This window comes from Verrucosispora sp. TAA-831 (assembly GCF_050780145.1).
Classification (GTDB): domain Bacteria; phylum Actinomycetota; class Actinomycetes; order Mycobacteriales; family Micromonosporaceae; genus Micromonospora.
Genome location: NZ_CP192240.1, coordinates 4933686 through 4947716 on the forward strand (window position 1 = coordinate 4933686; position 14031 = coordinate 4947716).

Genomic DNA, 14031 nt, shown 5'->3' on the forward strand with positions numbered 1-14031 from the left:
GCGGCATGAACGACCACCTGCCACGCCGAGTCGTCGTCGTGACCGGCGCCGGCACCGGAATCGGCCGGGCCACCGCCCGCGCCTTCGGCACCGCCGGAGCGCACGTCGTCGCGGTGGGTCGGCGCGCCGCCCCGCTGGCCGAGACCGCGACCTGCCACCCTCTGATCACGCCACTCGCCGTCGACCTCACCGCCACCGGCGCGCCCCACCGGGTGGTCCGCGAAGCCGTCGACCGGCATGGCCGGCTGGACGTCCTGGTCAACAACGCGGGCATCGCCGGCGGCGGCGAGTTGGCCGACCTGGACGAGGCCGCGGCCCGCCGGCAACTGGAGACCAACCTGCTCGCCCCGATCCGGCTGGCCCACGCGGCCGTCGCGGCGCTGACCGCCAGCCGGGGCGTGATCGTCAACGTCACCACCGCGGTCGGGCAGCGGGCCTGGCCGGGCTCCGCGCTCTACGCCGCCGGCAAGGCCGCCCTCGACTCGCTGACCCGGAGCTGGGCGGTGGAGTTGGCACCGCGCGGCGTCCGCGTGGTGGCGGTCGCCCCCGGCGCGATCGACACCCCGATCGGTACGCACCAGGGCCTCACCCCGCCGCAGCAGGCGGCGATCCGCGCCTGGCAACTCGCACACACCCCGCTGGGCCGGATCGGCAACCCCGACGAGGTAGCGTGGGCGATCCTGCGGCTCTGCGAACCGGCGGCGGCCTTCGTCACCGGGGTGGTGCTGCCCGTCGACGGTGGCGCGGTCGTGGCGTGAGAGGACGGTGCCCGGGGTGCGGATCGGGGAACTGGCCCACGCCACCGGCAGCACGCCCCGGGCGCTGCGCCACTACGAGGACCACGGCCTGATCGAGGCGTACCGGGCCGCCAACGGCTACCGCGAGTACGACGAGCGGACCGTCGTCCGGGTCCGCAACATCCGGCACCTGCTGGCCGGCGGGCTGACCCTGACCGACGTGCGGGCCTTCCTGCCCTGCCTCGACGGGGACGTGGCCGCCGCAGCGCCCTCCCCCGTCGGGCTACGGATCGCCCGGGAGCGCCTGGCCGTGCTGGACGCCCGCATCGCCGCCCAGGTGGCGCTGCGCGACCGGCTCGCCGACGCGCTGCGCGCGGCGTCCCCGGTCACCGGCCCCTCGCCCGACACCGCCCCGGCGGCCGGTCCCACGGACACCGCGATCACCGCCTGACCGTCGGCCGCCGGAGCCGGGCACACGGGGTCAGTGGTCGGCGCTGTTCCAGTCCCGGCCCTCGCCGACCGACACCTCCAACGGCACGGAGAGCGGATAGGCCGCACCCATCTCGCGGCGTACCAACTCCTCCAACGCCGTCCGCTCCCCCGGCGCCACCTCGAAGACCAACTCGTCGTGCACCTGCAACAGCATCCGGGAACGCAGGCCCGCCTCCCGCAACGCGGTGTCCACGTGCAGCATGGCGACCTTGATGATGTCCGCCGCCGAGCCCTGGATCGGCGCGTTGAGGGCCATCCGCTCCGCCATCTCCCGCCGCTGCCGGTTGTCGCTGACCAGGTCGGGCAGGTAGCGACGGCGGCCCAGGATGGTGGAGGTGTAGCCGTCCTGGCGGGCCCGTGCCACCACCTCGTGCAGGTAGTCGCGGACCCCGCCGAAGCCGGCGAAGTAGTCCTCCATCAGCCCGCGCGCCTCCTCGGCGGTGATGCCGAGCTGCTGGGACAGACCGAACGCGCTCAACCCGTACGCCAGGCCGTAGTTCATCGCCTTGATCTTGCGCCGCTGGTCCGGGGTCACCTCGGCGACCGGCACCCCGAAGACCGACGAGGCGGTGGCGGCGTGGAAGTCGGCACCGGAGTTGAACGCCTCGATCAACGCGTCGTCCGTCGACAGGTGCGCCATGATCCGCATCTCGATCTGGCTGTAGTCGGCGGTGAGCAGGCACTCGTATCCCTCACCCACCACGAACGCGCGCCGGATCCGGCGCCCCTCCTCGGTCCGGATCGGGATGTTCTGCAGGTTGGGCTCGGTGGAGGAGAGCCGGCCGGTGGCGGCCACCGTCTGGTTGAAGGTGGTGTGGATGCGCCCGTCGTCGGAGACCGACTTGAGCAGACCGTCCACGGTCGACTTGAGCTTGGCCACGTCCCGGTGCCGCAGCAGGTGGTGCAGCAGCGGGTGCTCGGTCTGCGCGTAGAGCCACTGCAGGGCGTCGGCGTCGGTGGTGTACCCGGTCTTGATCTTCTTGGTCTTGGGCAGGTTCAGTTCACCGAAGAGGATCTCCTGAAGCTGCTTGGGCGAGCCCAGGTTGAACTCCCGCTCGACCACCGCGTACGCGCCCTGGGCGGCGGCCTTCACCTCGGCGGCGAAGTGCGCCTCCAACTCCGACAGGTAGTCGGTGTCGGCGGCGATGCCGGTGCGCTCCATCGCGGCCAGCACCCGCATCAGCGGCAACTCCACCCCGGCCATCAGCCGCGCCGACTGCTCCCCGTCGCGGGACAACTCGGCGTCGATCGCCTCGGCCAGGTCGAGGGTGGCCCGGGCGTGCACCATCAGGTTCTGCTCGGCCTCACCGTCGCCGCCCAACCCGTCCAGCGTGAGCTGCCCGTCGTCCGGCGCGTCGACCCGCAGCTCCCGGTGCAGGTAGCGCAACGCCAGGTCGGTCAGGTCGTACGAACGCTGGTCCGGGCGGGCCAGGTAGGCCGCGATCTGGGTGTCCCGGGCGATGCCGGCCAGCGACCAGCCGTGCGCGCCGAAGGCCAGCACGGCCGGCTTGCTGTCGTGCAGCACCTTGGGCCGACTCTCGTCGGCCAGCCAGCCCGCCAGGGCCGTCTCGTCGTCCTGCGCCAACGCGCTCGGGTCGAACCACGCCGCCGCGCCGTCGGCGGTGGCCAGCGCCATGCCGGTGACCACGGCCGTGTGCCGCCGGTTCGGGCCGGTGTCCAGCTTCGCCGCGACGCCGACCGGGGTACCGGCCGTCGCGTGCGTCTCCAGCCACCCGGCCAGCGCACCGGGCGCGGCGAGCACCTCGCCGGTCAGGTCGAAGCCCGCCTCGGCCTCCGGCTCCACCGCATCGAGGTACTGGTAGAGGCGGTCCCGCAGGATGCGGAACTGGAGAGTGTCGAAGACCTGGTGCACCGCCTCGCGATCCCACCCCGACCAGCGGGCGTCCTCCGGCCGCACCGGCAGGTCGAGGTCGGTGACCAGGCAGTTGATCTCGTAGTTGCGGATCACGTCGGCCAGCCGCTCGCGCAGGCTGTCACCGGCCTTGCCCTTGATCTCGTCGGCGCGGGCGATGACACCCTCCACCCCGCCGTACGTGTTGATCCACTTGGCGGCCGTCTTCGGGCCGACCCCCGGGACGCCGGGCAGGTTGTCGCTGGTCTCGCCGACCAGCGCGGCCAGGTCGCGGTAGCGCTGCGGGCCGACCCCGTACTTGGCCTCGATCGCGGCCGGGTCCATCCGCGCCAGGTCGGAGACGCCCTTGCGCGGATAGAGCACGGTGACCTGGTCGTCGACGAGCTGGAAGGCGTCCCGGTCGCCGGTGCTGATCAGCACCGGCATGCCCTGGTCGCGGGCCTGACAGGCGAGCGTGGCGATGACGTCGTCGGCCTCGTAGCCCTCCTTCTCCACCACCGGCACCCGCAACGCCGCCAGGACCTCCTTGACCAGGCTGACCTGGCCCTTGAAGTCGGTCGGCGTCTCACTGCGGCCGGCCTTGTACTCCGCGTACTTCTCGGTGCGGAAGGAGCGGCGGGACACGTCGAAGGCGACCACGATGTGCGTCGGCCGCTCGTCGCGCAGCACGTTGATCAGCATGGAGGTGAAGCCGTAGACGGCGTTGGTCGGCTGCCCGGTCGTGGTGGAGAAGTTCTCCACCGGCAGGGCGAAGAACGCCCGGTATGCCAGGGAGTGTCCGTCGACGAGGAGCAGGCGCGGCGTCGTAGCTGTCACGGCAGCGACTCTAGTCCGTGCCCCCGACACCCCCGGCGCGGCGGCACCGGCGGCCAACCGGAAACGTCGACGGCCGCCCGCCCCCGGACGCGGGGACGGGCGGCCGTCGACGGCTCGCGGCGGCTAGGCCACGCCCAGGTACGCCTCCTTGATCGAGGGGTCGTGCAGGAGTTCCTGCCCGGTGCCCTCCTTGACGATCCGCCCGGTCTCCAGGACGTACGCCCGGTGCGCGCGGGAGAGCGCCTGCTGCGCGTTCTGCTCCACCAGCAGCACCGTGGTGCCCTGCTGGTTGATCTCCACGATGATGTCGAAGATCTGCTGGATGATCATCGGGGCCAGGCCCATCGACGGCTCGTCCAGCAGCAGCAGCTTCGGCCGGCTCATCAGCGCCCGACCGACGGCGAGCATCTGCTGCTCACCGCCGGAGAGCGTGCCACCGGCCTGCTTGCGCCGCTCACGCAGCCGGGGGAACAGCTCCAGCACCTTCTCCAGGTCGGCGGCGATGCCGGCGTGGTCCCGCCGGGTGTACGCCCCCATGTCCAGGTTCTCCAGCACCGTCATACCGGGGAAGATCTGCCGGCCCTCGGGCGACTGACACAGACCCCGGACCACCCGCAGGTCGGCACGGAGCTTGCTGATGTCCTCGCCGTCGAAGGTGATCCGGCCGCCGGACAGCGAACGGATCCCGGAGATCGCCCGCATGGTGGTGGTCTTGCCGGCGCCGTTGGCACCGATCAGGGCCACCACCTCGCCCTCGTTGACCGTGAGGCTGATGCCGTGCAACGCCTCGATCCGACCGTACGAGACGCTGACGTCGTCCAACTCAAGCAGCATCGGCGGGCTCCCCCAGGTACGCCGCGATCACCCGCGGGTCTCGACTGACCTCGGCCGGCAGACCATCGGCGATCTTGGTGCCGAACTCCAGCACCACGATCCGGTCGGTGACACCCATCACCAGCCGCATGTCGTGCTCGATCAGCAGCACCGTCACGCCCTTGTCCCGGATCCGGCGGATCAGCCCCAGCAGATCCTCCTTCTCGGCCGGGTTGAACCCGGCCGCCGGCTCGTCCAGGCAGAGCAGCTTCGGCTCGGTGCCGAGCGCCCGGGCGATCTCCAGTCGTCGCTGGTAGCCGTACGGGAGGTTGCGCGCCGCGTCGTTCGCCCGGTCGGCGATGCCGACGAAGCGCAACAGCTCCATCGCCTTGTCCTCGGCGGCCCGCTCCTCCAGGATGTGCCGGGACAGACCGAAGGTCTTGGCGAAGCTACGCCGCACCGTCTGCCAGGTCCGCACGATCCCGCCGGAGGCGGTGACCTGCGGCAGCTCCTCCTCCTTGGGCCGCACCCGGTAGAGCCGGAACAGCGCGCCGGGCACGCTCGTCTTGTGCCGGGAGTCGGTCCCGACCATGACGTTCTCCAGCGCGGACATCTCCGGGAACAACCGGATGTTCTGGAACGTCCGGGAGATGCCCAGCCGGCTGATCTGGTGCGGCTTGCGACCGGTGACCCGCTCACCACGGAACCGGACCGCGCCCGACGTCGGCTTGTAGACCCCGGTCATCACGTTGAAGCAGGTGGTCTTGCCGGCGCCGTTCGGCCCGATCAGGCCGAGGATCTCGCCTTCGTTGATCTCGAAGCTGATCCCGTTGAGCGCGACCACGCCACCGAAGCGCAGCGTGACGTCGTCGATCTCCAACAGCGTCTTGCGTGGTCCCGGCTGTGCCGGGATCTTCGGCGCCGCCGTGGTCTCGGTCGCGTCGGACGGGGTGTTGGTCTCGTCAGACATGAGCGGGCGCCTCCTCTGCCTCCGCCGCACGGTCCTTCAGTTCGCGGGCCCGTCGCGTGCTGGGGATCAGGCCCTGCGGACGCAGGATCATCACCAGCACCATGGCCAGACCGAAGGCCAACCACCGGTAGTCGGCGACCTCACGGAACCGCTCCGGAAGGTACGCCAGCAGCACCGCACCCACCGAGACGCCGACCATGTTGCCGGACCCACCGACCACGACCATCGCCACGAACAGGATGGACAGGTTCACGTTGAACTGGGTCGGGTCGATGAAGGCGTACCGGCTGGCGAACAGGAAGCCGGCGAAACCGCCGAGCGCCGCACCGATGGCGAACGCCCAGAGCTTGAACTTGAACGGGTAGACGCCCATCACCGCGGCAGCGTCCTCGTCCTCCCGGATGGCCAGCCAGGACCGGCCGACCCGGCTGTTCTCCAGCCGGCGCACCGCGAAGACCATGAGCAGTACGACGGTGATCGCCAGCCAGTACCACGGCTTGACGTCGACCAGGCCGAAGACCTGGTTGTCCGGCGAGGGCGGACCCTCCGGGCCGGGGATCGCCGAGATGCCCTGCGGACCCCGGGTGACGCCCTCCAGGTTACGGGCCACGATCCGGATGATCTCGCCGAAGCCGAGCGTCACGATGGCCAGGTAGTCACCGCGCAGCCGCAGCGTCGGCCAGCCCAGGATCACCCCGGAGATCAGCGACATCACCAATGCGATGAACACACAGATCGCCCAGGCCACCGCCCAGGTCGTCGGGAGGTTGAACTCCGCCTGGATCCACTTCACGACCGGCGAGTTCACCGAGCCGAACAGGGCCACCGCGTACGCGCCGATGGCGAAGAAGCCGATGTAGCCCAGGTCCAGCAGACCGGCCAGGCCGATCACGACGTTGAGACCGATCGCCACCAACACGTAGACGGCGCAGGTGAACAGCACACCGGCCCAGTTGCTACCACCCGAGATCGAGTCGGTCCGCAGCCAGGTCAGGCCGGGGATGCCGAGCAGCGGCAGGTAGTAGAGGAAGATCACGAAGGCCACGAAGGACAGCACCCGCTGCCACTTCGGCAGCGCCCGCCACCGGTCGCCGACCGAGTGCAGGGCGTTGGTGCGCTTACGGTCCAGGTCACGAATCTTGTCGATCATGCTCGGGCCCTCCCCAGCGACTCGCCCAGAATGCCGGTCGGGCGGAACATCAGCACGATGACCAGCACCACGAAGGCGATGACGTCCTCCCAGTTGGACGCGAAGATGGTGGCGCCGTAGACCTCGACGATGCCGAGGAACAGCCCACCCAGCAACGCGCCGCGCAGGTTACCGATGCCGCCGAGGACGGCCGCGGTGAACGCCTTGAGGCCGAGCACGAATCCGATGCTGTTCTGCGTGAAGCCGAAACGCATGCCCCACAACAGCGCCGCCGCGCCCGCCATGATGCCACCGAGCACGAAGATCAGCATGATCACGCGCTCCTGGTTGACGCCCATCAGGGCCGCCGTCTCCGGGTTCTGCGCCACCGCCCGCACACCCCGGCCGTACCGGGTGCGGTTGATGAACCAGTCGAGCACCGCCATCATCGCCACCGCGGACACGATCACGATCAACTGAACGTTGTTGATCTCCGTGTTGCCGATCGTGAACAGCGTCTTCTGCTCGATGATCGTCGGCATGCCGAGGATGATCCGGCCCCGGCCGAACATGGACGGCACCAGGTCGCCCAGCAGCTTCGGCAGCACCAGGCCGAAGATCTCCACCAGTACCAGCGACAGACCGATCGCGGTGATCAAAAAGATGAGGGGCGGCGCGTTCTTGCGCCGCAGCGGTCGGTACGCGACCCGTTCGATCGCCAGGGCCGTGCCGCCGGAGGCTATCGCCGCGACTATCAGGCCGAGTACCAGGAAGATCACCGCTTGGCCGAGCGGCGGGTTGTTCTCCACCCCGAAGGCCGTCCACAGGCCCAGCACCGCGAAGGTGCCGACCATGAAGACCTCGGAGTGGGCAAAGTTGATCAGGCGCAGGACGCCGTACACCAGGGTGTAACCGAGAGCGATCAGGGCATAGATCGCCCCCTTGGACAACCCGTCGACGGTGTGCTGACCGATGTGGCTGAAGAGGTCCGCGAAATTCACCAGGTCTCCTTGCATCGAGTGCGGCCGGGGGATCACCCCGGCCGCACCCCGATACTGTTCGTCAGCTGAGCTTGAGCTCCTGCAGCGGAGAGATCTCCGTGCCCTTGATCTGGTAGGCCCAGATGACAACCCTCGACGGGTCCACGTCGCCGTTGGCGTCGAACTTGATGTACTTCGACACGCCCTGCTTGTCGTAGTTCTTCACGAACTCCAGGATCTCGGCGCGGGACTTCTTGCCGTCCTTGAAGGCGTCGATGAAGATCTGCGCGGCGTCGAAGCCCTCAGCACCGTACGAACCCGGCAGCTGGCCGTACTCGGCCTGGTAGTCGGCGGTGAAGGTGCCACCGGCCTTGTCCGGCGGGAGGCACGGGCAGGTGATGATGGAGCCGTCGGCGCCACCGGACGCACCGGCCGGGAAGGCCGGGTCGTACAGGCCGTCCGGACCGATGAACTTCGCCTGCACACCGGCGGCCCGCATCTGGCGGACCAGCGGCGCGGCCTCCCGGGTGTAGCCACCGTAGAAGACGAAGTCGGCGTTCGCCGCCTTGATCTTGGAGATCGTCGCCTCGAACTGCGACTGCCGCTCCTGGATCTTGTCGCTGGCCGCGACGGTGGCGCCCAGGTTCTTGGTCAGCTCGGCGGTGATACCGGCGCCGTAGGCGCTGGCGTCGTCGATCAGGAAGACCCGCTGCGCGTTCTCGCCCTTGAGGTAGGTCGCCACGGCGCCCGCCTGGGTGCCGTCGTTGCCGACCACCCGGTAGAAGGACTTGTTGCCCTTCTGGGTCAGGTCGGTCCGGGTCGCCGACGGGGCGACCATCACGAGACCGGCGGCCTCGTAGACCGGCATGGTGGCGTCCGACTCACCGGAGAAGTGACCACCGATGACACCGAGGAACGAGGTGTCACCCGCAACCTGGTTCGCGACCGGGGTCGCCTGCGCCGGGTCACCCTGGGTGTCGAACTCGACCATCTCGACCTTGCAGTCGGCGTTTGCCTCGTTGTGCTGCTTGATCGCGAGCTTCGCGGCGTTCAGCGACGGCAGCACCAGACCCGCGTTGTCGCCGGTGAACGCGCCGAAGATGGCGATCTTGCCACCGCAGTCACCCGACGCGGTGTTGTCGCCGCTACCACCGGCGTCCTGACACCCGGCGGCGGCGACCAGCACCGCGGCGAGCGCGGCAGTACCCAGCGCCCTTGAATAGCTTCGCCTCACGGCTTCCTGACCTCCTCCAGAAGCAGGTGGGCATTGGGACCCGGCTCGGCGGCGACAAGGTGTGGCCCGTCCACCGCGTACCGGGCAGGGACGCCCCCTGCATTACGGCTCGTGCTGGCGGAGCGTACCCACACTCATTCGGCCAAGGAAGAGGTCGGAGCGGGGTCTGCGAAACCGTTACGAAGAGAGCCGTCAAGCCTGCCACTCCCGTAACAGGTCAATCCGCTGACCGGTCGTTAGCCGACACCTGTCCGCCTGTTGGAACACCCCGGAACACCGCCGACACGCCCGGACGGACATGCCGTGCGGCACCCTCGTGAAGATCATGTTTCCACTCCGAAAACCACCGAGAGTGACAGCGAACTCACTCCTACGGCGGGTCGGCGTGCCCCACCCACATCGAGGTCTGCGCCCCGTCGTCGACCGCCAACCACCACCGCCCACCCTCCGCCGCCAGCGCCACCGCCCGAGCCGCCCCGACCGGCGCCGCCACCGGCAACTCCACCGGCCGCCAGCCGTCGCCCCGGTCACCGGAGAGCCAACCGCCGTACCGCTCGCCGTCGGACACCACCGCCAGCACCTGCCCGACGGAGACGGCCACCCCACCGACCGACGGCACCCCACCGGCCACCTGGCCGAACCGGCCCGCCGCCGTCCACCCGCCCGGCTCCCGACGCCACGCGCCGAACTGTCGCCCGCGCAGACCCACCCCCAACGGCACCCCGTCGACCAGGACCACCCGCTGCATCTCCTCGTACTCCTGGCCGCCCGGCAGGACCGTCCGCTGCCAGGTACGCCCGTCCGAGGAGGTCCACGCCGCCGGATCCCGGTCGATGCGCCCCGGCGCCAACAGCCCACCCACCGCCGACCAGCCGGACGGCCCGGCCACCGCGTCGAACACCCACGTCACACCCTGACCGTCACTGGCCAGCTCCGGCGCCGCCTCGACGATCGCGAACTCCGCCGCGTCCGACGACACCCACACCGCCGCACCGCTGGCCCTGTTCCCGACGATCAACCACCCGTCCGGGCCACCGGCCAACCGGGACACGTTGACCGCCTTCGGGCCGCCGTACAGCTCGAACGAGGCCGCCACCTCGACCAACGTGCCGTCCCGACGCTGCCACCAGGTGCTCACCCGGGGATTGCCGTGCGCGCCACCGACCTTGCCGCCGACCGCGGCGACCGCGCCGTCCCGGCAGCCCACCGAGAACAGCACGCTCTGCCGCCCGTAGAACGAATCCGCGATCAACGGCACCGGCGTCCACGTCGCACCGTCCAGACTGGACCACACCGCCGGGCTGGTCGCTCCGGCCGGATCCGCCACCGCACCGGCCGCATACCAGTGCCCGGCACAGGCCACCAGGTCCCGCAGCAGGACCCGACCCGGCTCCGACGGACTCGGCAACTCCACCCGCTCCCAGCGCAGCCGCGCCGGCTCCGGACCGGCGTCGTTCCGCTGCGGTGCCGGGCACCCCGCCAGCACCAGCGCCAGCAGGCCGAACACCAGCAGGAACGACCGCCGAACCCGGGACACGCCCACACGAGGCGAACCGAATCGCCGCGTCAGCGTGGAACGCCGGGCACCCATGCCGCCAGATGCTAACGGCCGAGGGGCATCACGACTGCCCCGTGCCGGTGGGCGGTCAGGGCGCCGGGCGGGTGGCCTCGCCGCCACCGGCGGTCTCGGCGAGAATCCGCTCGGAGACCTCCTTCATGGTCATCCGGTGGTCCATCGCCGTGCGCTGGATCCACTTGAACGCCTGCGGCTCGGTCATGTTGTACGTGGTCATCAGCGCGCCCTTGGCCCGCTCGACGGTCTTGCGGACCTCCAGCCGGTCGTTGAGCCCGGCGACCTCGGCCTCCAACGCGGCGATCTCCGAGTAGCGGGAGAGGGCGATCTCCACCGCCGGCACCAGGTCGGACTTCTGGAACGGCTTGACCAGGTATGCCATCGCACCGGCCGCCCGGGCCCGCTCGACCAGGTCACGCTGGCTGAACGCGGTCAGGATGATCACCGGGGCGATCCGGGCACCGGCGATCCGCTCGGCAGCCGCCAGCCCGTCCATGATCGGCATCTTGATGTCGAGAATGACCAGATCGGGCTTGAGCTCCTCGGCCAGACGTACGGCGGTCTCGCCGTCACCGGCCTCCCCGACCACCTCGTAGCCTTCCTCGGCCAACATCTCGGCCAGGTCCAGCCGGATCAGCGCCTCGTCCTCGGCGATCAGTACCCGCCTGCGCGCGGCATCCGTCTGCGTCTCGGCCACGAGCCACTCCCACGATCGTTTTTGCACGGCTACCACCCATGCTCCCGCACGAGCGTAGTCGGGTACAGTAAGCCCCACCCGCCGGGATGGTGGAACGGCATACACGGAAGTCTCAAACACTTCTGCCCGAAAGGGCTTGCGGGTTCGAATCCCGCTCCCGGCACTCTTGTCATACGTGTGTTCGATGATGTCGTCGTGCATCCTCCTGAGATGCGGGCACATGTCCGCGATCTTCTTGCCCGGGGCCACACCATCCGCTCGGCGGCACGCGCCCTCTCGCTTCCCTACACCACCGTATGGCATTGGTGCGTCGATCGCCCGGAGCCGACGATGGCGAGCAGCGCTGACCGCTGCTTCCGATGCCGCCCCGGCCAGGAGGGTCCGGCGGACCCGGCCGCCTACGCGTACCTGCTCGGCCTCTATCTCGGCGACGGGCATCTCGTTACGACCGATCGGGTACCGGTGTTATGAATCTACTGCGCCGACGCCTGGCCGGACCTGATCGAGGCCTGCGACACGGCGATGAGGTCGGTGCTGGCCAACAAGGTCCAACGCGTCAAGAAGCAGGGCTGCGTGGCGATGCAGAGCGCCGGCAACCACTGGCCATGCCTTCTCCCACAACACGGGCCGGGCAAGAAGCACGAGCGCCCGATCGTCCCGGCATCCTGGCAGTGGGAGATCCTGACCGAACACGCGGGCCACTTCGTCCGAGGGCTCTTCCACTCCGACGGGACCCGCTGCGCCAACCGGGTCACGGTGCGGGGCCGGACGTACGTCTATCCGCGCTACATGTTCGTCAACGAGTCGGCCGACATCATGGGGTTGTGCCAGTGGGCGCTGGACCTGCTCGGCGTGGCCTGGCGGATGAACCGCCGCAACAGTCTCTCCGTCGCGCGTCGGGGAGGCGGTCGCCGTGCTGGACCGCTATGTCGGGCCGAAGTCCTGACCGTGGCCCGTGACTCAGGCGACGTCGAGGGCCTGGGCCAGGTCGGCGCGCAGATCCTCGGGGTCCTCCAGTCCGACCGAGAGCCGCAGCAGGCCACCGTCGGGTTTCGCGTCGCCGTCGACCGGGCGGTGGGTCAGCGACGCGGGGTGCTGGACGAGGGTGTCGACGCCGCCGAGCGAGACCGCGTGGGTGATCAGGCGGCAGGCACCGGCGACGGCCGCCGCGGCGGGTGCGCCGCCGCGTACCCGGAAGGCGAGCAGGCTGCCGGGGCCGGCGAGTTGGCGGCCGATGAGCCCGGCGTCGTCGTCGAGTCCGGGGTGGTGCACGTGTTCGATGGCGGGGTGGTCGGCGAGCCAGGCGGCGAGTTTCTCCGCGCCGGCCTGTTGGGCGCGGACCCGCAGCGGCAGCGTCTGGAGGCCCCGGTGCAGCAGGTACGCACCGAGCGGGTGCAGGACCGCGCCGGTGAGCGCCCGGACCTGGCGTAGCCGGGCGGCCCAGTGCGGGTCGCAGGCGACGACGCCGGCGAGGACGTCGCCGTGTCCGCCGATGCTCTTGGTGGCGCTGTGCAGCACGAGCGCGGCGCCGTGGCGGGCGGGTTGTTGTAGTACCGGGGTGGCGACGGTGTTGTCGATCAGCAGGGGCACGTCACCGGCGGCGTCGGCGAGGGCGCGGATGTCGACGAGGTCGAGGGTGGGGTTGGCGGGGGTCTCGGCGACGACCAGGGCGGTGTCGGGGCGGACGGCGGCGGCGACCTCGTCGGGGCGGGCCCAGGTGACGTCGGTGCCGAGCAGGCCGGTGGCGAGCACGTGGTCGGTGCCGCCGTAGAGGGGGCGGACGGCGACGAGGTGTCGTTTGCCGTCGCGGGTGGCGGCGAGCAGGGCGGCGGTGAGTGCGGCCATGCCGCTGGCGAAGGCGACGGCGTCGGTGGTGCCTTCGAGTTCGGCGAGGGCGGTCTCGAAGCGGGCCACGGTGGGGTTCCAGAGCCGCTGGTAGACGGCGCTGGTGCCGGGGGTCGGGGTGCCGCCGGTGGCGAGGAGTTCGTAGGCGTCGCCGCCGTCGTGGACCGAGGGCAGTGGGTTGGTGGTGGAGAGGTCGATCGGCGGCACGTGGACGCCGAGGGCGGCGAGGTCGTCGCGGCCGGCGTGCACGGCTCGGGTGTCCACGGTCGTCATGGCGGCAAGGATCGAACATAACGCGCCGTGATGACAATACTTCCGAAGATCATTCGCCATCAGCTCTATCCGTAGCGATGATGTTCGGTGGAGGATGGCTTCATGCCCCTCGTTCCGAACGATGTGCGGCCGTTCGCGGCCCTGGACGACACCGATCGCGCGATCCTGACCGAGTTGACCGCCGACGGGCGGTTGCCGAACAACGCGCTGGCCGAGCGGGTGGGGGTGGCGCCGTCGACGTGTCTGGCGCGTACCCGGGCCTTGCGGGAGTGCGGGGCGATCCGGGGTTTCCACGCCGAGGTGGACCCGGCGGCGGTGGGGTTGCCGTTGCAGGCGTTGGTGTCGGTGCGGTTGACCGCGCACGCGCGGGCGGCGGTGGACGCGTTCCGGACGCGTTCGGTGCGCCTGCCGGGGGTGGTGTCGGTGTTCCACGTGGCCGGGGCGGAGGACTACGTGCTGCACGTGCGGGCGGCGTCGGCGGAGGCGTTGCGGGACTTCGTCCTCGACTATCTGGCCGTGGATCCGGCGGTGCAGCACAGCCAGACCAGCCTGATCTTCGAGCAGGCGCGGGGAATGGGCTGACTCACGTCGGTCGTCGG

Annotated in this window: 13 protein-coding genes and 1 tRNA gene; 5 read left to right on the forward strand and 9 right to left on the reverse strand. The window is 70.3% G+C overall.

Annotated elements, in window-relative coordinates; all coding sequences use genetic code 11:
- Nucleotides 1–5 precede the first annotated feature (5 nt).
- Entirely contained in the window at nucleotides 6–758 is a 753-nt protein-coding gene (locus ACQVFL_RS21810; protein WP_431727501.1) for an SDR family NAD(P)-dependent oxidoreductase, read from the forward strand.
- Nucleotides 759–774: 16 nt separating this feature from the next.
- Nucleotides 775–1188 (forward strand): MerR family transcriptional regulator, encoded by a 414-nt coding sequence (locus tag ACQVFL_RS21815; RefSeq protein WP_396692914.1) that lies wholly within the window; start codon nucleotides 775–777, stop codon nucleotides 1186–1188.
- A 30-nt stretch (nucleotides 1189–1218) separates the two neighbouring features.
- Here ACQVFL_RS21815 and polA read toward each other — a convergent pair whose 3' ends face one another.
- The 8 genes from polA to ACQVFL_RS21855 form a co-directional block, all read right to left on the reverse strand.
- Nucleotides 1219–3918 (reverse strand): DNA polymerase I, encoded by a 2700-nt coding sequence (gene polA, locus ACQVFL_RS21820; RefSeq protein WP_431727502.1) that lies wholly within the window; start codon nucleotides 3916–3918, stop codon nucleotides 1219–1221.
- A gap of 123 nt (nucleotides 3919–4041) precedes the next feature.
- A complete protein-coding gene (locus tag ACQVFL_RS21825) occupies nucleotides 4042–4752 on the reverse strand; it encodes an ABC transporter ATP-binding protein (protein WP_396692918.1) in 711 nt (236 codons plus the stop codon).
- Entirely contained in the window at nucleotides 4742–5701 is a 960-nt protein-coding gene (locus ACQVFL_RS21830; protein ID WP_396692920.1) for an ABC transporter ATP-binding protein, read from the reverse strand. The genes ACQVFL_RS21825 and ACQVFL_RS21830 overlap by 11 nt, the downstream gene beginning before the upstream one ends.
- Nucleotides 5694–6851 (reverse strand): branched-chain amino acid ABC transporter permease, encoded by a 1158-nt coding sequence (locus ACQVFL_RS21835; RefSeq protein WP_396692922.1) that lies wholly within the window; start codon nucleotides 6849–6851, stop codon nucleotides 5694–5696. The genes ACQVFL_RS21830 and ACQVFL_RS21835 overlap by 8 nt, the downstream gene beginning before the upstream one ends.
- Nucleotides 6848–7831 carry a branched-chain amino acid ABC transporter permease gene (locus tag ACQVFL_RS21840; protein WP_396692924.1) on the reverse strand — a complete coding sequence of 328 codons (984 nt, stop codon included), beginning with the start codon at nucleotides 7829–7831 and terminating at the stop codon, nucleotides 6848–6850. Before ACQVFL_RS21840 ends, ACQVFL_RS21835 begins: the two co-directional genes overlap by 4 nt.
- Nucleotides 7832–7892: 61 nt before the next feature.
- Nucleotides 7893–9044, reverse strand: coding sequence for a branched-chain amino acid ABC transporter substrate-binding protein (locus tag ACQVFL_RS21845; protein WP_131053255.1), 1152 nt, complete (start codon nucleotides 9042–9044; stop codon nucleotides 7893–7895).
- Between the two features lie 370 nt (nucleotides 9045–9414).
- On the reverse strand, nucleotides 9415–10581 hold the full coding sequence (locus ACQVFL_RS21850; protein ID WP_396692926.1) for a hypothetical protein: 1167 nt from the start codon (nucleotides 10579–10581) through the stop codon (nucleotides 9415–9417).
- A gap of 109 nt (nucleotides 10582–10690) precedes the next feature.
- Entirely contained in the window at nucleotides 10691–11314 is a 624-nt protein-coding gene (locus ACQVFL_RS21855) for an ANTAR domain-containing response regulator (RefSeq protein ID WP_396692928.1), read from the reverse strand.
- An 80-nt stretch (nucleotides 11315–11394) separates the two neighbouring features.
- On the opposite strand from ACQVFL_RS21855, the gene ACQVFL_RS21860 reads away from it, so the two are divergent.
- Nucleotides 11395–11477, forward strand: a tRNA-Leu gene (locus ACQVFL_RS21860).
- A gap of 167 nt (nucleotides 11478–11644) precedes the next feature.
- Nucleotides 11645–11785, forward strand: coding sequence for a hypothetical protein (locus ACQVFL_RS21865; protein WP_396692930.1), 141 nt, complete (start codon nucleotides 11645–11647; stop codon nucleotides 11783–11785).
- 489 nt (nucleotides 11786–12274) lie between these two features.
- Here the strand turns inward: ACQVFL_RS21865 and ACQVFL_RS21870 are convergent, their stop codons facing one another.
- A complete protein-coding gene (locus tag ACQVFL_RS21870) occupies nucleotides 12275–13432 on the reverse strand; it encodes a trans-sulfuration enzyme family protein (protein ID WP_431727503.1) in 1158 nt (385 codons plus the stop codon).
- A 102-nt stretch (nucleotides 13433–13534) separates the two neighbouring features.
- Here ACQVFL_RS21870 and ACQVFL_RS21875 point away from each other — a divergent pair, with 102 nt between their 5' ends.
- A complete protein-coding gene (locus ACQVFL_RS21875) occupies nucleotides 13535–14014 on the forward strand; it encodes an Lrp/AsnC family transcriptional regulator (protein WP_396692936.1) in 480 nt (159 codons plus the stop codon).
- Nucleotides 14015–14031 lie beyond the last annotated feature (17 nt).

Coding starts and splice junctions, on each gene's coding strand:
- ACQVFL_RS21810 (WP_431727501.1), top strand. CDS start 6: ATGAACGACCACCTGCCACGCCGAGTCGTCGTCGTGACCGGCGCCGGC.
- ACQVFL_RS21825 (WP_396692918.1), bottom strand. CDS start 4,752: ATGCTGCTTGAGTTGGACGACGTCAGCGTCTCGTACGGTCGGATCGAG.
- ACQVFL_RS21830 (WP_396692920.1), bottom strand. CDS start 5,701: ATGTCTGACGAGACCAACACCCCGTCCGACGCGACCGAGACCACGGCG.
- ACQVFL_RS21835 (WP_396692922.1), bottom strand. CDS start 6,851: ATGATCGACAAGATTCGTGACCTGGACCGTAAGCGCACCAACGCCCTG.
- ACQVFL_RS21865 (WP_396692930.1), top strand. CDS start 11,645: ATGGCGAGCAGCGCTGACCGCTGCTTCCGATGCCGCCCCGGCCAGGAG.
- ACQVFL_RS21870 (WP_431727503.1), bottom strand. CDS start 13,432: ATGACGACCGTGGACACCCGAGCCGTGCACGCCGGCCGCGACGACCTC.
- ACQVFL_RS21875 (WP_396692936.1), top strand. CDS start 13,535: ATGCCCCTCGTTCCGAACGATGTGCGGCCGTTCGCGGCCCTGGACGAC.